This window comes from Geothrix fermentans DSM 14018 (genome assembly GCF_000428885.1).
GTDB classification, from domain to species: Bacteria; Acidobacteriota; Holophagae; order Holophagales; family Holophagaceae; genus Geothrix; species Geothrix fermentans.
In genome coordinates, this window is sequence record NZ_AUAU01000013.1 from 86,816 (window position 1) to 106,896 (window position 20,081).

13 protein-coding genes and 1 tRNA gene are annotated in these 20,081 nt (G+C 69.8%); 10 read left to right on the forward strand and 4 right to left on the reverse strand.

The genetic code is table 11. From position 1 onward, the window contains the following. The first annotated feature begins 35 nt into the window (after positions 1–35). From G398_RS0106400 to G398_RS21900, 3 genes are all read left to right on the forward strand, one after another. Positions 36–365: a c-type cytochrome gene (locus G398_RS0106400; RefSeq protein ID WP_084512112.1), complete on the forward strand. Its 330-nt coding sequence runs from the start codon at positions 36–38 to the stop codon at positions 363–365. Positions 366–430: 65 nt separating this feature from the next. Beyond that, positions 431–805 carry a c-type cytochrome gene (locus G398_RS0106405; RefSeq protein WP_026852982.1) on the forward strand — a complete coding sequence of 125 codons (375 nt, stop codon included), beginning with the start codon at positions 431–433 and terminating at the stop codon, positions 803–805. Between the two features lie 9 nt (positions 806–814). Continuing rightward, on the forward strand, positions 815–4,219 hold the full coding sequence (locus G398_RS21900) for a UvrD-helicase domain-containing protein (protein ID WP_026852983.1): 3,405 nt from the start codon (positions 815–817) through the stop codon (positions 4,217–4,219). 66 nt (positions 4,220–4,285) lie between these two features. Here G398_RS21900 and G398_RS0106415 read toward each other — a convergent pair whose 3' ends face one another. Next, positions 4,286–5,203, reverse strand: coding sequence for a TIGR01777 family oxidoreductase (locus G398_RS0106415; protein WP_211229052.1), 918 nt, complete (start codon positions 5,201–5,203; stop codon positions 4,286–4,288). Positions 5,204–5,316: 113 nt separating this feature from the next. Between G398_RS0106415 and G398_RS16735 the strand changes: the two genes are divergently transcribed. Then, positions 5,317–6,960, forward strand: coding sequence for an NAD(P)/FAD-dependent oxidoreductase (locus G398_RS16735; protein ID WP_211229053.1), 1,644 nt, complete (start codon positions 5,317–5,319; stop codon positions 6,958–6,960). A gap of 241 nt (positions 6,961–7,201) precedes the next feature. Here the strand turns inward: G398_RS16735 and G398_RS0106425 are convergent, their stop codons facing one another. After that, positions 7,202–8,107, reverse strand: coding sequence for a DUF7544 domain-containing protein (locus G398_RS0106425; RefSeq protein ID WP_026852985.1), 906 nt, complete (start codon positions 8,105–8,107; stop codon positions 7,202–7,204). 88 nt (positions 8,108–8,195) lie between these two features. Between G398_RS0106425 and pap the strand changes: the two genes are divergently transcribed. Next, positions 8,196–9,671: a polyphosphate:AMP phosphotransferase gene (gene pap, locus G398_RS0106430; RefSeq protein ID WP_026852986.1), complete on the forward strand. Its 1,476-nt coding sequence runs from the start codon at positions 8,196–8,198 to the stop codon at positions 9,669–9,671. 137 nt (positions 9,672–9,808) lie between these two features. On the opposite strand, the gene G398_RS0106435 is transcribed toward pap, so the two are convergent. Further along, positions 9,809–10,636 carry a pyruvate, water dikinase regulatory protein gene (locus tag G398_RS0106435; RefSeq protein WP_043484030.1) on the reverse strand — a complete coding sequence of 276 codons (828 nt, stop codon included), beginning with the start codon at positions 10,634–10,636 and terminating at the stop codon, positions 9,809–9,811. A 23-nt stretch (positions 10,637–10,659) separates the two neighbouring features. On the opposite strand from G398_RS0106435, the gene G398_RS0106440 reads away from it, so the two are divergent. The 5 genes from G398_RS0106440 (at position 10,660) to G398_RS0106460 (ending at position 17,525) form a co-directional block, all read left to right on the forward strand. After that, positions 10,660–11,802: a sensor histidine kinase gene (locus G398_RS0106440; RefSeq protein WP_026852988.1), complete on the forward strand. Its 1,143-nt coding sequence runs from the start codon at positions 10,660–10,662 to the stop codon at positions 11,800–11,802. A gap of 20 nt (positions 11,803–11,822) precedes the next feature. Then, positions 11,823–13,532 carry an NAD(+) synthase gene (nadE, locus tag G398_RS0106445; protein WP_026852989.1) on the forward strand — a complete coding sequence of 570 codons (1,710 nt, stop codon included), beginning with the start codon at positions 11,823–11,825 and terminating at the stop codon, positions 13,530–13,532. Positions 13,533–13,566: 34 nt separating this feature from the next. Next, positions 13,567–13,652 (forward strand) — tRNA-Leu (locus G398_RS0106450). A gap of 198 nt (positions 13,653–13,850) precedes the next feature. Further along, positions 13,851–14,255, forward strand: coding sequence for a bacteriohemerythrin (locus tag G398_RS0106455; RefSeq protein ID WP_157492308.1), 405 nt, complete (start codon positions 13,851–13,853; stop codon positions 14,253–14,255). Positions 14,256–14,438: 183 nt separating this feature from the next. Next, on the forward strand, positions 14,439–17,525 hold the full coding sequence (locus G398_RS0106460) for a TonB-dependent receptor (protein ID WP_026852991.1): 3,087 nt from the start codon (positions 14,439–14,441) through the stop codon (positions 17,523–17,525). Positions 17,526–17,587: 62 nt separating this feature from the next. Here G398_RS0106460 and G398_RS0106465 read toward each other — a convergent pair whose 3' ends face one another. Next, positions 17,588–20,008, reverse strand: coding sequence for an endonuclease MutS2 (locus G398_RS0106465; protein ID WP_026852992.1), 2,421 nt, complete (start codon positions 20,006–20,008; stop codon positions 17,588–17,590). Between the last annotated feature and the right edge of the window lie 73 nt (positions 20,009–20,081).

Genomic DNA, 20,081 nt, shown 5'->3' on the forward strand with positions numbered 1-20,081 from the left:
TCCAGCCTAGCGGGGGGCCATGGTAGCGTCGAGCCATGGGAATCCGTTCCATGGTGCCGGTGCTGGCGCTCCTGTGCGCCGCCCGGGCTGTGTCCGCGCGGGACCTGCGCGAGTTCTACCGGGAGCGCTGCGTGGCCTGCCATGGGGCCGACGGCTCGGGCCGGGGGCCCAATGGCGCCCGGCTGGGCGGCGGGTCCCTCCTGGACCCCCGGCGCCCGGGCCGGCAGGAGGAGGCGGCGCTGGTGGCCACCATTCTCAGGGGCCGCGGGGCCATGCCGGGCTTCGGCCGGCAGCTCACGGAGGCGGAGGCCTGGCGCCTGGTGGGGGAGGTGCTGCGGCCACCGGTGGGGCGCAAAAAACGCTGACGGATCTTGCCTGATCGAGATAGTGGCCCATCCTGGCTGGTGTTTCAACATCCATCGAGGTGGCCATGCGGATCGTCCCAACCCTTTCCTCCCTCCTGCTCGCCGCCAGCCTGGGGGCCCAGGCCCCCGCGAAGTCCGTGGACGAGCTGCGGGCCTTCTTCGCCCAGAACTGCGTGAAGTGCCACGGCCCGGACGGTTCGGCCCACAGCGCCGAAGGGAAGAAGCTGGGCGGCTTCGACTTCACGGACACGAAGAAGGCCGCCAAGGAGACGGACGCGGAGATGGAGAAGACCATCCGCAAGGGCATCTTCTTCGGGCTCGTCATGCCCTCCTTCAAGGACCGCCTGAGCGAGGCCGACATCGCCCTCATGGTGAAGGAAGTGGTGCGGAAGGCCGAGAAGGGCAAAGCCATCGCGCCGAAGCAGGAGGGGGGCCGATAGGATGAAGGGATGCCCGATGCGTCCCACCCGTCCGACCACCCCCTGCTCCGTAACCTGAACCCCGCCCAGCGCGAGGCCGTCTGCCACGCCCACGGGCCCCTGCTCCTCCTGGCGGGCGCCGGATCGGGGAAGACCACGGTGATCACGCGGCGCATCGCCTGGCTCATCGAGGAGGAGGGCGTCCACCCAGGCTCCATCCTGGCCATGACCTTCACGAACAAGGCGGCCGAGGAGATGCGGGAGCGCGTCCAGCGCCTGGTCTCCCTGCCCGCCGCGCAGATGTGGGTGAGCACCTTCCACAGCTTCTGCACGCGCATCCTGCGCCGCGAGGGCGAGCGCACCCCCGTGGGCCGGGACTTCGTCATCTTCGATCCGGCGGACCAGAAGAGCCTCATGAAGCAGGTGCTGGCGGAGCTGAAGCTGCCGGAGAAGCAGTACCACCCCAAGAAAGTGCTGGAGCTGATCAGCGACTTCAAGAACCGCTGCCTGCTGCCCGAGGAGGCCCGGGAGGAGGCCCTGGACCCCTGGACCCGCAGGGTGCTGGACGCCTACGACCTCTACCAGAAGGGCCTCCGGAACCACCGGGCGTGCGACTTCGACGACCTGCTGCTCTACACCGAGCGCCTCTTCCGGGAGCCCGTGATGCAGGCGGCCTACGGCGAGCGCTTCAAGTTCATCCTCGTGGACGAGTACCAGGACACCAACCGCGCCCAGTACCTCCTCGTGCAGCACCTGGCCCGGCGGCACCACAACCTGTGCGTGGTGGGCGATGAAGACCAGTGCCTGATCAAGGGCACCAAGGTCCTCATGGCGGATGGACGTGAACGGCCCATCGAGAGGGTGGCTCCAGGGGATCTCGTCACCGCGGCCCATGGCAGCGGGACCTTCAGGCCCGCGAAGGTCCTGAAGGCTGCCGTCCGGGCGAGGCAGGGGGCGGGCATCCGCCTCACCACCGCCTCGGGCCGGGTCCTCACCAGCACGCCGGAGCACATCCACCTCGCGGGCTACCGGCTGGGCATCACGCCCCAGCTGCACTTCGTCTACCTCATGCGGAAGCGGAGCCCAGGGTGTGGATCAATCTGGCGCCTGGGCACCAGCCAGACCCACACCCGCGGCCAGGTGAAGCCGGTGGTGGGATTCCTGCAGCGGGCCCGGCAGGAACACGCCGACGAGCTGTGGGTGGTGTCCACCCATGCCAGCGAGCAGGAGGCCCGTCTCCAGGAGGAGATCTGGTCGCTCCGGTACCAGCTCCCCACGCTGCCCTTCGTGCCTCGCAAGGGAACATCCACCCAGGGGCTGGTCCACGATGCCGAAGCCATCCGCCGCGTGTTCGCCGCCGTGGATTCCCAGGCCGGTGCCGAGCGGCTGCTGGGGGACCTGGGCATGGCGGTGGAGGCGCCCCACCACCGGGCCCAGGCCAGTGACGGCCTCCGGAGGCAGGTGACGGTGACCCTCTGCGGCGATCGCCGGGGCCGGCGGCCCATGCACCGCATCTCCATGGTGGGGCGCAGCGCGGAAGACCGGCGCGTCCTCGAAGGCCTGGGCCTGTCCGTGCGCCCCGCGAAGGCCGGATCCCGGAGCTGGCGCATGGAGACCTGCGCGGCCTCGTTCGGGGATATCCGGCGCATGGCCGATCGCATCCGGAAGCATCTGGACGCTGAGATCCTCCTCCAGGCCCGTCTGGGCGCGAGCCCCGGCCGCGAGACCAGCAGCCTGCCCTTCCTCCCGGCCTGCAATGTGATGCCGGGGATGGCGCTATTCGACGGTACGGGCGAGCTGGAGGTGGTGGAGAAGGTGGACCGCATCCCGCTGAAGGCCGAGGTCTACGACCTGGACATCGAGGGCGTGCACACCTTCGTGGCCAACGGGCTGGTGACCCACAACTCCATCTACGGCTGGCGCGGCGCCGACATCCGCAACATCCTCGACTTCCAGCAGGACTTCCCCGAGGCCGTGCGCATCGAGCTGCTGCAGAACTACCGCTCCACGAAGAAGATCCTCGACGCCGCGTCGGAGGTGATCTCCAACAACTCCCAGCGCGTGGAGGGCAAGGGCGCCCTGAAGACCGACCTGGGCGACGGGGAGACCATCACCTTCAAGCTGGCGGACGAGGGGCGCCTGGAGGCGGAGTGGGTGGTGCAGCGCATCCAGGAGCTGCGGTACCGGGAGCCCGAGGCCAAGGTGGCGGTGCTCTACCGCGCCAACTGGCAGTCCCGGCAGATGGAAGAGGCGCTTCGCGCCCAGAACCTGCCCTACCGGCTGGTGGGCGGCGTGAAGTTCTACGAACGCCAGGAAGTGAAGGACCTCATCTCGTACCTGCGGCTCATCTCGAACCCCTTCGACCTGGTGAGCTTCCGCCGCTGCGTGAACGCGCCCACCCGGGGCGTGGGGCCCACCACGCTGGGGAAGATCGAGGCGGCCATCCCCGAGGGCGGCACGGCGCTGGAAGGCCTGGCCCTGCTGCTGCGGTCGGGCGAGCTGAAGGGCCGCGCCCAGCGGGAGATGGGGAAGTTCCTGGAGCTGTTCCACCGGGCCGCCGCCGAACGGGAGGCCCAGGGGCTGGCGGGCCTGGTGAAGTGGGTGCTCCAGGAGAGCGGCTACCTCCAGAGCCTGGAGGATGAGGCCACGCTGGAGGCCGAGGGCCGCATCCGCAACCTGGAGGAGTTCCTCAGCGCCGCCGCCGAGTCCGAGTCCCTGGGCCTGCGGCTCTCGGAGTTCCTGGACCGCATCACGCTGGCGGCGGACGCCGACCAGATCGAGGAATCCGCCCAGCTCAGCCTCATGACCATCCACTGCGCCAAGGGCCTGGAGTTCCCCTATGTCTTCGTCATCGGCATGGAGGAGGACGTCTTCCCCAACCGCAACGCCCGTGAAACGCCCGAGGGCCTGGAGGAGGAGCGCCGCCTCTTCTACGTGGCCATCACCCGGGCCCAGCGGCGCCTGACGCTGAGCGCGGCCCGGCGCCGCCGTGTCATGGGCACCGAGATGCTCTCCATGCCCAGCCGCTTCCTGCGCGAGATCCCCGCGGAAGCCCTGACGGCCCCCATCCGGTGGGGCACGGAGATCTACCAGTCTGGCGAAGGCGTGCGACCCGGGAGCTCCTTCACCCGGGGCGCCGGTGGCAGCTCCGTGGCCACGGAACTCCAGCGCATCCGCAGCTTCTTCGACCGGGTGAAGGAGGTGGAGGTTCCTCCGGCCGAGTCGGAGGGCGGCAGGCGCTCTGCGCCTGCCGAAAAGGAGACGGAAGATCCAAGTGCGTTCCCGGCGGGGACGCGGGTGAAGAGCGCCCGCTTCGGCGCGGGCACGGTGCTGGCCTCTTCGGGCCGGGGCGAGGGCCTGACCTACACCATCCGCTTCGACCAGGGTGGCGATAAGCGCATCATGGCCCGCTTCGGCGCCCTCGAGCGCCTCTGACCGCTAATCACCGTTACCTGGCAGCCGACAGCTGACAGCCGATAGCTGATAGCTGATAGCTGCCAGCTACACCAGCCCCTCCAGCGCCTCTCCGGCCTCTGTGTGGCGGAAGGTGAAGCCATGGGCCAGGGCGCGGGTGGGAACCACGAAGGCGCCCTGGAGCAGGAGGGCATCGGCCATCTCGCCCAGCCCGAGCTTCAGGGCGGCGGCCGTGAGGGGGCCCGGCACAGGGAGCAGGGGGCGATGGAGGCGTCGCGCCAGGAGGCCCGTGAAGGCCGCGTTGTCGATGGGGCCCGGGGCCGTGCCGTTGAAGGGACCCTCCCAGGCGGTGTCGCGGACCGCCTCCGCGAACAGGGCCACGAGGTCGTCCAGGTGGATCCAGCTGAGGCCCTGCCGGCCCGATCCCAGCCTGCATCCCAGGCAAAGGCGCACGGGCAGGGCCATCTTCGGCAGGGCGCCCCCCTCGCGGGCCAGGACCACGCCGGTGCGGATCCGCACCACGCGCACGCCGAACTCCGAGGCGGCCATGGCCTCCGCCTCCCAGGCGCGGCAGGTGTCCGGCAGGAAGCCCGTCCCGGGCGCGGCGCCTTCATCCACCGGCGTCCGGTCCCGGGCCCCGTAGTAGCCGACGGCGGAGGCGTTCACCAGGGCGCGGGGCGGCCTGCGGCAGTCCCTCATGGCTTCCACCAGCCGGCGCGTGGCCAGGATCCGGCTGTCCCGGATGGCGGCCTTGCGCGCCACGGTCCAGCGCCGGTCAGCGATGCCCTCGCCCACGAGGTTGACCACGGCCTCGGCGCCGTCGAGCAGGGACGCGAGGTCCTCCCAGGGATGGGCCCTGGCGCCCGGAGCCAGGGCTGCCCCCGCGGGGTTCCGGGTCAGCACCTCCACCCGGGCGCCCAGTCCGAGCAGGTGCTGGACGAGGGGGCGCCCCACCAGGCCCGTGCCACCGGCCACCACCACACGCATGGGATCGGTTCTGTCCATGTGGCCATTATGGACCATCGATGCTTCCGTGCATCCGGGTTCCATGGTTCATGCCGCCGGAGTACCCTTGAAGCTGGCTTTGAGCCCCGTGGGCTCCACCCGCCGAGGCGACCATGCGCTACCTGCTATCCAACCTGCCGCTGAACCTGGGGGAGGAGGCGCTGGACCTGGCGAGGCCCCTGGCCCACGCCTTGGGGGGAACGTCCAGGGACTACCGCGCCGTTGCGCTCGAGCGCCGCAGCCTGGACGCCCGGCACAAGGGCGCCATCCGCTTCCTGGCGGCGATCAGCTTCGAGATCGACCGGGCGTTGGCGCTCGGGCCCATGCCCGGCGGCCTCAAGCTTGAAGCGGCGCCCGAGGCGCCGCCCTACGCGGTGGCGAAGCCACCGCGCCGCCCCCGCGTGGTGGTGGTGGGCAGCGGCCCCGCCGGCACCTTCTGCGCCCTGCGCCTGCTGGACTACGGCATCGAGCCCATCGTGCTGGAGCGCGGACCCGCCATGGGCCAGCGGGTGCAGGCCATCGCGGGCCTGTGGAAGGACGCGGTGCTGGATCCCGAAGCCAACGCCCAGTTCGGCGAAGGCGGGGCGGGCACCTTCAGCGATGGCAAGCTCACCACGCGCATCGGCCACCCGGCCACCCGCTACGTGCTGGAGGCCTTCGTGCGCTTCGGGGCCAATCCCCGCATCCTCTACCTGGCCAAGCCCCACGTGGGTACGGATGTCATCCGCCGCTGCACGGTACTCATCCGCAAGGAGGCCGAGGCCCGGGGGGCGCAGTACCGCTTCCGGGCGCGGCTGGCGGACATCCGATTCGATGGTGAGGGCCGAGTGCGCGCCGCCCTGCTCGCCAGCGGCGAGGAGATCCCCTGCGAGGCCCTGGTGCTGGCGCCGGGCCACAGCGCCCGGGACACCTTCGAGATGCTGCACGGCCACGGCGTGGCCATGCGCCAGAAGCCCTTCGCCATGGGCGTGCGGGTGGAGCACCCCCAGAACCTCATCGACCGCTCCCAGTACGGCCCCAGCGCCGGGCACCCCTCTCTGCCCGCCGCCGACTACAAGCTGGTCTGCAACTTCGGCCTGAACCGCGCCGCCTACAGCTTCTGCATGTGCCCCGGCGGCGAGGTCATCCAGTGCAGCAGCGAGGAGGGCGGCGTGGTGGTGAACGGCATGAGCAACGAGAAGCGCGACTCGGGCTTCGCCAACTCGGGGCTCGTGGCCAAGGTGAACACGGCGGACTTCGGCAGCGATCACCTCCTGGGCGGCATGTACTTCCAGCGGAAGTGGGAGCAGGCGGCCTTCCGGGCCGCCGGGGAGACCTACGGCGCACCGGCCATGGCCGTGCAGGATTTCCTCAAGGGCCGCGCCACGGGCCGCCTGCCCCGCACCAGCTTCAAGCCCTTCGCCGTGGCGGCGGACCTGCGCACCTGCCTGCCGGACTTCGTGCGGGAGCAGCTGGCCGGAGCCCTCCCCACCTTCGACAGGAAGATCCACGGCTTCGCCAGCGCCCAGGCCATCCTGCTGGCCATCGAGAGCCGCACCAGCAGCCCCATCCAGCTCCTGCGGGGCGAGGACGGCCAGTCCGTCTCGCACCCGGGCCTCTACCCCTGCGGTGAGGGCGCGGGCTTCGCGGGAGGCATCACCTCGGCGGCGGTGGACGGCATCCGCGTGGCCGAGTGGATCGCCCAAGGGGCGGGCGCGCCCGTGTTCCAGCCCTTCGAAAAGCAGGTGCGGGCCGGGGACCTGGCGAACGAGTACTGATTCATACCAATTTGCATTCAATCGTAAAAGATCCACCACGGAGGCACGGAGCATGGGCACACAGGAGGCGCCGGGTCCGGAACGTTTCAGGCGTGTCCGGACCCGGCGCCTCCTGTGGCTTCCGGCGAAGCCGGAAGCGGCCTCCGGCCTGCCCATCACAGAGTTGCACGGAGGGCTCCGTGCCGCCTCCGTGGGTTCCGTGTCTCCGTGGTGAATCTTAATTCTTGATGGCGATTGGGTATCAGGCCGCGGGCTCCGCATCTTGGATGACCCGCCAGTCCTCTCCGAACTGCTCCAGGAAACCCAGGGAGTAGCAGCGGAAGAAGACGAAGATGGGCAGGAAGGCCACGGAGCTGAGGTAGGGGAGGATGGCCACGCAGCAGGTGAGGCAGCAGCCGGCCAGGATCAGCAGGGTGGCGGGGATCCACAGCAGGAAGGTCATCAGGTAGAACCCCACGAACCGCCAGGCGTTTCCGGGCAGAATCTCCCGCCGCAGGATGGCCCAGGCCTCGGAGGTGCCCAGGTTCCGCCGGTACATGATGGGCGCGACGAAGTCCCGCAGGAGCAGGCCGAACGCGGCGAGGACCAGGAGGCCCAGGACCAGGATGCTCCCGGCGCCCAGGATCGCGGCGAGGGCCGATGGCCCGAAGGTCCCGGCGTGGATGTCCGGCAGGGCGATGAGCAGGCCCAGGCCGCCGCAGACGAGGACGAGGCCCAGGGAGGCGAGGACGAGCACGAGGCGGAAGCGGAAGTACTGGTCCGCCAGGCTCCGGAACCGCGTCCAGGGCTCCACGATTTCCGCCCGGTCCCGGGCCACGCCGTCCAGGAACATGAACGTGCCCCGGCTCCCAAGCCACTGGAACAGCACCACCAGGGCCAGCATCAGGACGAAGAGCATGGCGCCGACGGCGACCACCAGGGGAAGGTGGGCGGCGATCCAGGCCTTGGCCAGGCCCAGGTCCGGCGCTCCGGGGCGGGCGTGGCCCTCGAAGGGGTTGCCGCTGTAGCTGAAGGATCCGCCGCCCCCCAGCTGGGCCAGGAAGGCGGAAAAGCCCAGCACGAACCACTTCCGCCAGGAGAAGGGGCGGAACAGGATGCGCTTCACGTGGACCAGGGCCGGCTGGATCGGATCGGTGATGGAGATCATGCCGCCATCATTCCACAGGGCCGGTCCGGCGGAAATCGGCTATCGTGGCAGCCGCGCGGGAACCAGGCGCGTCCGCCCCGGAGGGACCATGTTCGAATCCGCGGAGCTCGGCCACAGGATCGGGAAGGAGGTCTGGGACCGCGAGGTTCCCATCCTGCGGGAGGCGCTGCTGGATGCCCAGTACGACCTGTCCGGGGCGAAGTTCCCGGTGATCATCCTCGTGGCCGGGGTGGACGGGGCCGGGAAGAGCGAGACCGTCAACACGCTCAACGAGTGGATGGATCCGCGGCACATCCAGACCCACGGCCTGGCGGAGGCCTCGGACGAGGAGCGCGAGCGGCCCCACATGTACCGCTACTGGCGGCTGCTGCCGCCCAAGGGCAAGATCGGGATCTTCGACGGCTCCTGGTACACATGGCCCATCCTCGAGCGGGCCTACGGGCGGACGAAGACTTCGGATCTCGACCAGGACATGGCCCGGGTGGCCCGCTTCGAGCAGATGCTCATCCAGGAGGGGGCCCTGGTGCTGAAGTTCTGGATGCACCTGGGCAAGGACGTGCAGAAGAAGCGGCTGAAGGGCCTGGAGAAGGATCCTCGGACCCGCTGGAGGGTGACCCCCGAGGACTGGAAGCACTTCGAGATGTACGACACCTTCCGGCGCGTGTCCGAGCGGGCCCTGCGCGCCACCAGCACCGGGGACGCCCCCTGGATCGTGGTGGAGGCCACGGACCCGCACTACCAGCGCCTCACCGTGGGGAAGATCCTTCTCGAGCGCCTGCGGGCCCGGTTGGACCAGCCCGTTCCTGCGGTGCCAGCGGCACCTCCGCCTCCGCCCGCGATAGCCCTGGATGGCGTGAACATCCTCAGGGCCCTGGACCTCACGAAGCGGATGGACCAGAAGGACTACGAGGACGAACTGCTCACCCTCCAGGGGAAGCTGAACCTGCTCACGCGCCACCGCAACTTCCGGAAGCACTCCGTCGTGCTGCTGTTCGAGGGGGTGGACGCCGCGGGGAAGGGGGGCAGCATCCGGCGCATCACCCAGGCCCTGGATGCCCGCCGGTACCACATCCACCCCATCGCCGCGCCCACGGAGGAGGAGCGGGCCCAGCCCTATCTCTGGCGATTCTGGCGGCACCTGCCCCGTTGCGGGAAGGTGGCCATCTTCGACCGCAGCTGGTACGGGCGCGTGCTGGTGGAGCGGGTGGAGGGCTTCTGCTCCGAGGCGGACTGGCGGCGGGCTTACAGCGAGATCAACGACTTCGAGGACCAGCTCGTGCGCAGCCGCAGCATCCTGCTCAAGTTCTGGCTCTCCATCAGCCAGGAGGAGCAGCTGCGGCGCTTCGAGGAGCGCCAGACCACGCCCTTCAAGCGCTTCAAGATCACCGAGGAGGACTGGCGCAACCGGGAGAAGTGGCCCGCCTACGAGGCCGCCATCTGCGACATGCTCGACCGCACCAGCACCGGGATCGCCCCCTGGACCCTCGTGGAGAGCGAGGACAAGCACTACGGGCGGATCAAGATCCTGAGGACGATCGTGAAGAAGCTGGAGGAGGAGCTGTAGGAGCTATCAGCTGTCAGCTTTCAGCTCTCAGCTCTCAGCTATCAGCTGTCAGCCAAAGAAGCTGAGAGCCGACCCAACGCCGACAGCTGACGGCATCTTTTACTGAGAGCTGACAGCTGATAGCCGACAGCCACTCCTCACACCGCCCGCTCCTTGCCGAACACGCGATCCAGCACCAGGCCCGCAGTCTCCTCGATGCTGCGGCCGGTGACGTCGAGGATGGGCCAGCGGCGGTGCTGCTTGAACACTTCGTCGGCGTAGACCAGCTCCTCCAGGATGCGGCCCAGGTCGCTGTAGCTGTCGGCGCTGCCCGTGGCGCCCAGGCGCTTCAGCCGGTAGGCCCGGATCTCCTGGAGGCGGTCCGGCTGGATGGTGAGGCCCACGATCCGGCCCTGGGGGATGGTGTCGAGCTCGGGAGGCGGGGGGACGCCGGGCACCAGCGGCACGTTCAGCACCTTGTAGCCCTCCATGGCGAGGTACATGGAGAGGGGTGTCTTGCTGGTGCGGCTGATGCCCACCAGCACGATGTCGGCGCCCGGCAGGCCGCTCATGTCGATGCCGTCGTCGAACTTCAGGGCGAACTCGATGGCCTCGATGCGGCGGAAGTACTTGTCGCCCACCGCGTGGAAGCTGCCCGGGCGCTCTTCGGGGCGCTCCCGGAGGTAGAGGGCCAGGGTGTCCAGCAGGTTGCCGAAGAGGTCCACCTGGGTGAGCCGGAGCTCCGCGCAGCGGTCTGCCAAATAGAACCGCATCTCCCGGGACACGGTGGTGTGGATGATGACGGCCCGCTTTTCCGCGGCCATCTGGAGCACCCGGTCCATGTCCTCCTGGGAGCGGACGTTCTGGAAGCGCCGCACCACGGCGGAGGCCTCGCCCTTGGCGAACTGGGTGAGGGCCGCCTGCACCATCCGGTGGGCGGTCTCGCCGGAGCCGCCGGACACCACGTAGATGGGCTGCCTGTCCATGGGAATGAGCATACCCTGGGGCGATGGAACCGCTCTCCCGTACCATCGTGTGGTTGGCCGTGGCCCTTCCCGCGGGCGTGGCCGCCGGCGGCTTGGCCGTTGCGCTCGCGCGCGCGGCGCGCATGCAGCGCCGCGCCAAGGCGGATCCCGAGGCCCTGCTGCTTTCGGCGGTGTCCGGCAGCCTGCGTGAGCGGGGCGAGCTGGCGAACTCCCTGGGCGAGCTGCGCACGGTGCACCAGCGCCTGCTGGACGCGCTGCCCACGGGCGTGCTCTGGGTGGACCAGCGCCTTAGGCTGGCCGCCCTGAACCAGCGGGGATGCGATCTGCTCGGGGTGCGGCCCGGCGTGGTGGGCCTGGAGGCGGCCTTCGTGCTGGAGCCCTTCCCTTGGCTGCGGGAGGCCCTCGGCCGGGATCCGGGCCCCGCCTGGCGCTGCTCCGCCGGGGGCCGCCGCTGGCGGCTCCAGCGCATCGAGGCTCCGGACCGCATCGGTGCGCTCGTGCAGTTCGAGGATGTCACCGAGGCCGAGCAGGAGGATCACCGGCGCCACCTGCGGGAGCGCTTCGCGGAGCTGGGCGAGATGACCGCCGGCGTGGCCCACCAGCTGAAGAACGGTCTGGCGGTGCTCAAGGGCCGGGGCCAGATGCTGAAGCGGGCCGGCCACGGGGAGGCGGCGGAGGAACTGCTGGAGGAGACCGAGGAGCTGGAGCGGCTCGTCCAGCGCTTCCTCCAGTGGGCCAAGCCGCTGGACCCCGCCGCGGAGCCGCTCCGCCTCGAGGAGGCCGCGGCCCAGGCCGTGGGGGAGCTGAAGCGCCGTCCGATGAGTCAGGGCCGCCAGCTGGCCGTGGAGGGCGAGGGGGAGGCCACGGGGGATCCCCTGCTGCTCCACCAGGCCCTGGTGAACCTTCTGGAGAACGCCTGCCAGGCCACGGTCCTCGGCGGCCGGATCCTGGTGCGGGTCGCCGACGGCCGGATCGAGATCCTGGATGAGGGGCCGGGACTGTCGGAGGACACGGCCATCCGCATGCTCCGGCCCTTCGAGAGCGGCCGGCCCGATGGCACGGGGCTCGGCCTGCCCCTGGCCCTGAAGTGGCTCAATGCCCAGGGGGCGGACCTGCGCCTCACGCGCCGTCCCGAGGGGGGCACCTGCGCGGAGGTCCGCTGGTAGGACGCTGGTAACTTGAAGGCATGAAGATCGCGCTCCTCCAGCTCAACGCCCGGCTCGGCGATCCCGAGGGCAACGGCCGCCGGGTGGAGGCGGCCTACGCCGAGGCCGTGGCGGCCGGTGCGGAATTGGTCCTGGCCCCGGAGCTGGCCATCCCCGGCTATCTGGCCGAGGACCGGCTCTGGGAGCAGGGGCTGCGCCGCCGGATCGAGCGGGAGTCCCATCGGCTGGCCGCCCTCTCCGGCGCCGTGCCGCTGCTCTTCGGCACCGCCCGGCCCGCGCCCTCGGGGCGCCTCTGGAACGAGCTCTGGTGGTGCGAGGGTGGGGCCCTCCGCCACTGCGCCCACAAGCGCGTGCTGCCCAGCTACGACATCTTCGACGAGCATCGCTACTTCGAGCCGGACCCGGCCCCCCAGCCCCTGGTGGACTTCCGCGGGCATCGCATCGGCCTCTCCATCTGCGAGGACCTGTGGGCGGACCCCCAGCTGGGCAATGCCCCCGTAGGCTACGGAGTGGATCCCATCGCGGACCTGGCCGCCGCGGGGGCCACGCTGATCCTCAATGGCAGCGCCAGCCCCAGCGGCCTGGGCAGCTACCTGCCGCCGGATCGCAGCGCCCCCTGGGCCATCCCCTCGAAGGACGCCCAGCGCAACCGCCTGCTGCCGGGGCTGGCCCAGAAGCATGCGGTTCCCATCGCCTACGCCAGCCGGGTGGGTGCCGAAAGCTGGCTGCTCTTCGACGGCGGATCGGGGCTGGCGCTCCCTGACGGGCGCTGGCAGGGGTGTGCGCCGTTCCATGAGGGCCTGCTCCTGGTGGATACGGGGAAGCCGGGCGAGGCTTGGCGGCCCGTGGCGGAGGGAGCGTGGCTGCGGACGGCCCTGGTGATGGGGATCCGCGACAACCTGGCCAAGCAGGGGCTGGAGGCCCTGGTGCTGGGGCTGTCCGGCGGCATCGACAGCGCCGTGGCCGCGGCCCTGGCCGTGGAGGCCCTGGGCCCGGACCGCGTGCTGGGCGTGGCCCTGCCCACGCGGTTCAGCAGCGGGGAGAGCTCGGGCCTGGCGGAGCAGCAGGCCCAGCACCTCGGCATGGGCTTCCTGCACATCAACGTCGACGAGCCGTTCGCGGGGTTCACTGCCGCGCTGGAACAGGCGCTTCCAGGCCGGGCCTTCAGCCTCACGGACGAGAACCTCCAGAGCCGCTGCCGGGGCAGCCTGCTCATGGCCCTGACTTCGGAGCCGGAGGTCCACCAACGCCTCGGCACGGGCCGTGTGGCCGTGCTGAACACCGGGAACAAGAGCGAGGCGGCCACGGGCTACTTCACGCTCTATGGCGACGGCATCGGGGCCTTCGCGCCCCTGGGGGACTGCCTCAAGGCCCGGGTCTATGCCGTGGCGCGGGAATTGGGCGAGGCCGTGCCCCGCGGGGTGGTGGAGCGCCCGCCCACGGCCGAGCTGCGGCCGGGCCAGACAGACGAGGCCAGCCTGCTGCCCTATGCCCAGCTGGACGCCATCCTGGGTGCGGCCCTGGAGGCCCAGCGTCCGGAGGAGGGGCTGGCGGACGACCTCGCCCTGCTGCTGGACGGGCCCGCCTTGGACCAGGCCCGGGCCTCGCTGCCCCGCATCCTGGGCCTCCTGCGCCGCACGGAGTTCAAGCGCCGCCAGCTGCCCTTCGCCTTCAAGGTGAGCCCCAAGGCCTTCGGAGCGGGGCGCCGGATCCCCCTTACCGCATTGTGAGAAGCCGCACCGCCGCGCTATCCTGAGCCTTCGCGCCGGTGTGGCGAAATGGCAGACGCGGCGGACTCAAAATCCGCTCCCAGCGATGGGGTGTCGGTTCGATCCCGACCACCGGTACCAACCGACAGGCCCCGCCTCGGGGCCTGTTTCCGTTACAGGCCGGAATCCGACATGGAGATCACAAACTTCTTGATCAAAGGACCTCGGAAGCCTACATTCGCCTGTCAGTCCCCTTCATGAAGATCCGAGCGCTGGATCGCCTGCCCAGTCGGCCCCTGTCCGGATCCTCTGTTGTTCATCGCGGAAAGGATCCGGGCCATGGATGTCGTTTGGAACACCCGGTACAACACGGGCATCCAGCTCATTGATGAGCAGCACCAGGAGCTTTTCGCCACGGTGGAGCGGCTGAGGCACTCCGTCCAGGCCGGCGCGCAGCGCGAGGAGATCCGGGAACTCCTGACCACGCTGGTCCGGCACTCCGAGCGCCACTTCGCCACGGAGGAGTCCTTCATGGCCCGGTACGGGTATCCGGACCTGACCCAGCACGTGGCCGAGCACGCCTCCATGCTCACCAGCCTCCACGAGCTGCTGCAGAAGTTCCAGGAGAGCCACCACGCCCTGGCCCTGATGGTCCCGACCTTCATGGAGGGCTGGCTGAAGCACCACATCAGCGATGGGGACTTCGGCTTCGTGACCTTCCTGAAGGCCCGGAACCTGGCCTGAACCCCGGATGTGACCGCCGGGTCACGGGAAATGGGATTCCCGGGGAACTTTCGGGGTAAAAAAGGCACTTGAGCCCCCCGCCCCTGATCGGGGATCCTTGGGCTTCCCCTGCCACGGACGTGCCGGAATAAACCGGGACCCGTAATCCATCGGCGGCCAAATTTTCTGGCCTCAGGAGCGACGATGAACCGACGCTGGACAACCCTCACGCTGACCGCCCTGGCCTGTGCCACGGTCGCCTCGGCCCAGACCTCATCCACCGCCGGCGCGGTGCGCGGCGTCATCCGGGACAAGGGAGGCAAGGCCATCGCCAACGCGACCCTGTCCCTGCGGAACCGGGAGACCGGACTGGTCCGCACCGCCGCCACCAATGCCCAGGGCGAGTACCAGATCGGCCTGCTGCCGGTCGGCGGCTACGAGCTCACCGTGGCCGCCCCGGGCATGCGCTCCATGAAGGACACCAGCGTCCAGGTGTCCCTGGGCCAGAACACCATCGCGAACTTCAACCTCGATGTGGCCGAAGCCTCGGCCATGGTGGAGATCGTGGCGTCGGCGCAGACCCTGGACACCACCCAGGTGAACAGCGTCACCGCCGTGGACAGCAAGCTCGTGGAGGCGCTCCCCCTGGCCGGCGGCCGCGACTTCACGGCCCTGGTGCAGCTCACGCCGGGCTCCGTCTACGACTCCGACAACAACCGCGTGTCCATGGAGGGCGCCCGCGGCATCCAGAACAACCTCACCATCGACGGCGCCTCCTACCAGTCGAACTTCTTCGGCGAGCAGCGCGGCTCCACCCGCATCCCCTTCGCCTTCGGCGCCGACACCATCAAGGAACTCCAGATCATCACCAACGCCTTCGACGCCCAGTACGGCAACGCGGCGGGCGCGGTGATCAACGCCGTCTCCAAGACGGGCACCAACGAGTTCAGCGGGTCGGCCCTCTACCAGGTCCGCCCCAAGTCCCTGGTGGCCAAGATCCGGCCCGTGCCCTACGATCCCCGCGGGACCACCAACGCGGACAAGGCCCTCACGAAGAACTTCACCCAGACCCAGTTCAATGTGAACGTGGGCGGCCCCATCATCAAGGACAAGCTGCACTTCTTCCTGGGCGTGGAGACCTACAAGTACAAAGAGGATCTGACGCCGGACTTCGCCATCGGCACCTCCAGCTCCACGAACCTGGCGGCGTTCAACACCTTCATCGGCACCTTCGGCGGCCTGGTGATGGGGAATGACGGGCGCACCCTGGCCCAGGAGGGCGGGCGCAGCTACACGAACGACCGCACCAACACCGTCTACTTCGGCCGCCTGGACTGGACCATCAACGAGAACCACCGGGCCACCCTGCGCGTGAACGCCCAGGACTGGAAGTCCGAGAACGGCACCACGTCCTTCACCAGCAGCTTCGCCCCCACCACGGGCCAGACCCAGCAGGGCCTGGAGAAGAACAGCGGCCTCTCCTGGGTGGCCGAGCTGAACAGCATCTTCGGCTCGAACCTGGTGAACGAGGCCCGCATCCAGCGCGCCATCGAGCGGCGCCCCCGCTACGCCAACACCACCGCCTCGCCCGAGTTCCAGGTGAACAGCGGCTTCACGGCGGGCCAGAACAACTTCCTCCCCAACGGCCTGGATGAGTACAGCTGGCAGATCATCGACAACCTGACCTGGAGCCAAGGCGACTGGACGGTGAAGGGCGGCGTGGACTTCCAGTTCTTCGACTTCAAGAACACCTTCTTCCGCTACCAGAACGGCTCCTTCCAGTTCGGGAACTACGCCACGGCCAGCCGCTGGGCCACGGGCACCGTCGGCACCGGCGACACGCTGGTCTACCAGGGCGCCTTCAGCAACTACGGCGGCGCCATCTCCTACAAGTCCAAGCTCTACGCCGGCTATGTCCAGGGCCAGTACCAGGGGCTGCTGGACCGCCGCCTCCTCCTCAGCCTCGGCCTCCGCGCCACCCGCGAGGACCAGCCGGACAACCCGCGCCCGAACACGCAGTTCGCCGGGCTGGACCAGGCCAATGACGCCACGGCCTACGACCCCCGCTTCGGCTTCACCTACGACCTGAAGGGCAATGGCAAGACCCTCATCCGCGGCGGCTACGGCTGGTTCTCCAGCCCCAACCCGAGTCTCACCGTGTCCAACACGATGAACAGCAACGGGAACACCACCGCCACCTACCGGATCGCCAACAGCGCCTCCAGCAACGCCCTGTTCAACACCGGCCTGCTCTCCTACGCCAACCGTGTGTCGGGCAGCACCCTCACCCGGCTGGATCCCGCGCTGCTCTCGACGGTGGGCAACACCAACTCCAAGCAGGGCCAGGTCTGGGACCCCCGGAACGACCTCTCCGTGGCCAAGCGCGCCGCCCTGGGCGTCGAGCACGCCTACGACAACGGCTACACCGTGGGCTTCCAGGCCGTGTACGCGAAGTTCGAGAACCTCCAGTACTTCGTGAACATCAACCTGAACCAGACCGGCGCCCCGGCGGGCTCCTACTACAACGACGGCTACCCACTCCCCACCAACCGCTTCGGCGGCACCCGCCCGGGCAAGGCTGTGGTGGACGGCCGGCTCCTGGACTTCACCAGCTTCGGGGACGTCTTCCTCAGCCGCAATGATGGCGAGGGCAAGTACCAGGCGCTGATCCTCACGCTGTCCAAGCGGACCGAGGCGGGCTGGGGCTTCACCTCCAACGTGACCTGGTCCAAGGCCCGGGACAACAACTCCAACGAGCGCACCACCGCCAGCGCCAGCTCCGAGTCGAACGTCAACAACCCCGCGGATCCCCTGGCGACCTACGCCTACAGTGACAACGACCGCCGCTGGCGCGTGGTCTTCGCGGGCTACTTCCCCGTCTACTTCGGCATCCAGGGCGCGGTGAACTTCAGCTACACCTCCGGGCGGCCCTACAGCTCCTTCAACACCAGCCGCACCATCACGGGCGTCTCCTACTCCGGCGACCTGAACGGGGACGGGGCCACCAACGACTACAGCCCCAACACCGAGCGCAACCAGTTCCGGCAGCCCTCGGTCCGCAGTCTGGACCTCCGCCTGAGCCGCGACTTCAAGATCGCCCGCCGCTTCGAGCTGCAGACCTTCATCGACATCTTCAACCTGCCCAACTGGGCCAACCAGCGCACCACACTGACCACCGGCACCCAGGGCAACACCACGGTCGGCTTCGTGCCCGTGAGCGACTTCGGCTTCATCAACCTGCCGGACCGCAGCACCCGCGAGGTCCAGCTGGGCGTCCGCGCCAAGTTCTGATCGCTCCCGCTGCATGAAGAAGGCCCCGCGTTCGCGGGGCCTTCTTCATGCAGCGGGTATCTTCACTTCAGGGTGATGACCGTGGCGCCGGCTCCGCCCTGGTTCTGGGGGGCGTCCTCCACCCGGGCGATGCCGGGGTGGCCCCGCAGGGCCTCGCGCACCGCTGCCTTCAGCCTCCCGGTGCCGTGGCCGTGGACGATGCGGACGTAGCGCCGCCCGGAGGCCAGGGCCTCCTCCACGAAGCGGTAGACCTCGCTGTCCACGTCGTCACTGGCCCGGCCGATGAGGTTGATCTCGGACTCGACGTCCTGGGCTTCGGCGCGCACGCGGACCTTGCCCGAGGGCTTTGGCGCGACTTCCCGGGCGCCGATGGGCTCCAGCTCGCCCAGACGGCACTCCAGGCGCCGACCCTGGGGCGTCTCCAGGGTGGCCCGGTCCCCCTTGAGGGCCACGACCTTGCCTTCGACGCCCAGGCCGCGATGACGGGCGTAGCCGCCCTCCCGGACCTCCCTGGGCACGGCGGGCTGTGGCTTGGCGCCTCGCGGGGCCAGCTCGGCCTCGGCCAGGCGGGTGAGCTGCTTCACGCGCTCGTGGGCCTCGGTGCCCAGGCGGTCGGCGTTCACCTCGGCGGCCTTCTGCCGTTCCTTCAGCTCCTTCACCAGGCGCTTGCCCTCGTGGTCGAGGAAGTCGAGTACCCGGGCCACCTTCTCCTTGGATTCCTTCTGGAAGGCCTCCCGCTCGAGCCGCAGCCTCTCCTCCCGCTGGCGGAGGATCTCCCGGTCCTTCTCGGCGGCGGCCGTCTGCTGGCGCAGGGTCTCGGCCTCCTCCAGCAGGCGCGTGCGCTCCGCCTCCAGCTCCCGCAGGAAGTCACGCCAGTCCTGCTCGCGCTTGCCCAGCACCTTGTCGGCGTGGTCCAGCACCGCCTTGGGCAGGCCCAGCTTGGCCGCGATGGTGAGGGCGCGGCTCTGGCCCGGCTGGCCCACCAGCAGGCGGTAGGTGGGGGCCAGGCGGTCCTCGTCGAACTGGACGGAGGCGTTCTGGAACCGCGTGTGGCGCAGCGCCCACTGGCTGATCTCGCCCAGGTGGGTGGAGCAGAGGATCCAGCAGCGGCGCCGGGACAGCGTCTGGAGCATGGCGATGCCCAGGGCGGCGCCCTCCTTGGGGTCCGTGCCCGTGCCCAACTCGTCCAGCAGCACCAGGCCGCCATCATGGACGTTTTCGAGGATCTTCTTCAGATGCAAGACATGGCTGCTGAAGGTCGAGAGGCTTCCCGTGATGGTCTGGTGGTCGCCGATGTCCGCGTGGAGGCTGGGCAGGGCGGGGAAGCTGGAGCCCTCCTTCGCGGGGACGGCGCAGCCGCAGGCGGCCAGGATCGACAGCAGGCCCACAGTCTTGAGCACCACGGTCTTGCCGCCGGTGTTGGAGCCCGAGATGACGAGGCCCGGCTTCTCCGCCTCCAGCACCAGGTTCAGGGGCACCACCGGGTGGGGCAGCGGCTCCAGACCCATGGCCTCGCGCACGGCGGGCAGCAGCATGGGATGGCGGGCCTCCAGCAGGCAGAGGCGGCCCTGCTTGGGATCCGTCTCCACCTCCGGCAGGCGCCCGTCGCAGAGGGCGGCCCAGCGCAGGAGGGCGATCCCCTGGTCCGCCTGGGCCTGGAGGTCCCGCCAGCGGGTGAAGTCCTCCCGGCGGCCCCGCAGCTCCGCCAGCAGGTCGCGGAGGAAGGCCTGCACGGCCTGGGCGTAGTCCCGGTCGGCCTCCACGAAGGCGTTGTTGAGGGGCACCGCCTCCATGGGCTCGATGAAGACGGTCGCGCCGCTGCCGCTGCGGTCCAGCACCAGGCCCGGCACGAGGCCGCGCCGCTCCTGGCGTACGGGCAGGCAGAAGCGGCCATTGCGCTCGACGATGGTGGCCTCGTTGAAGGCGTCTGGCGTGGCCCGAAGCAGCTTCTGGAGTTTGGCCTGCACGGCCTGGAAGGCGTCCTGGCGCCCGCGGTGGAGGCTGGCCAGGGCCGGGATGCGCAGGGGATCCAGGCGGCCGTCGGCATCGAAGCTCTTGGCCAGCCGCTCGGCGATGGGCGCGGGATCCGGCAGCAGGGCCGCCGTGACCTGGAGGCGGTCGATGCCCAGGTGAGTGCCCGCCGGCGCCGGGCGGGCCTCGGGCCAGGGGAGGGCGGCCAGGCTCTGCAGCAGGCGGGCCATGGCCTTGAGCCCCTCCCGCAGCTGGCGCCAGTGCTCCGGCTGCAGCCAGCCTGCCGGGTTGAGCAGCTCGTCCAGGGCCTCGTCCATGGGGTGGACCGGCAGCAGGTCCGGCGTCTTCATCCAGAGATCCTGAAGCTCCAGCTGGTGCAGCCGTCGCAGCCCGGCGAGGCCGTCCCAGGGCTGCATGGCGCCCAGAGCCGTGCGGGCCGGCGCCGTGCGGGCGCCGGACTGGATCAGGCGCACGGCATCGGGGAATTCGAGGGCATGGAGTTCAGGGTTCATGGGGGGAGTCCTCAGGCCTCAGGGCTCAGTCTTCAGTAAAACAAAAAGGGCCCGCTTCCGCGGGCCCTTTGCG

Coding starts and splice junctions, on each gene's coding strand:
- G398_RS0106455 (WP_157492308.1), top strand. CDS start 13,851: ATGGATGTCGTTTGGAACACCCGGTACAACACGGGCATCCAGCTCATT.
- G398_RS0106435 (WP_043484030.1), bottom strand. CDS start 10,636: ATGGACAGGCAGCCCATCTACGTGGTGTCCGGCGGCTCCGGCGAGACC.
- G398_RS16735 (WP_211229053.1), top strand. CDS start 5,317: ATGCGCTACCTGCTATCCAACCTGCCGCTGAACCTGGGGGAGGAGGCG.
- G398_RS21900 (WP_026852983.1), top strand. CDS start 815: ATGCCCGATGCGTCCCACCCGTCCGACCACCCCCTGCTCCGTAACCTG.
- G398_RS0106460 (WP_026852991.1), top strand. CDS start 14,439: ATGAACCGACGCTGGACAACCCTCACGCTGACCGCCCTGGCCTGTGCC.
- G398_RS0106465 (WP_026852992.1), bottom strand. CDS start 20,008: ATGAACCCTGAACTCCATGCCCTCGAATTCCCCGATGCCGTGCGCCTG.
- G398_RS0106425 (WP_026852985.1), bottom strand. CDS start 8,107: ATGATCTCCATCACCGATCCGATCCAGCCGGCCCTGGTCCACGTGAAG.
- G398_RS0106440 (WP_026852988.1), top strand. CDS start 10,660: ATGGAACCGCTCTCCCGTACCATCGTGTGGTTGGCCGTGGCCCTTCCC.
- nadE (WP_026852989.1), top strand. CDS start 11,823: ATGAAGATCGCGCTCCTCCAGCTCAACGCCCGGCTCGGCGATCCCGAG.
- pap (WP_026852986.1), top strand. CDS start 8,196: ATGTTCGAATCCGCGGAGCTCGGCCACAGGATCGGGAAGGAGGTCTGG.
- G398_RS0106415 (WP_211229052.1), bottom strand. CDS start 5,203: ATGGACAGAACCGATCCCATGCGTGTGGTGGTGGCCGGTGGCACGGGC.
- G398_RS0106405 (WP_026852982.1), top strand. CDS start 431: ATGCGGATCGTCCCAACCCTTTCCTCCCTCCTGCTCGCCGCCAGCCTG.
- G398_RS0106400 (WP_084512112.1), top strand. CDS start 36: ATGGGAATCCGTTCCATGGTGCCGGTGCTGGCGCTCCTGTGCGCCGCC.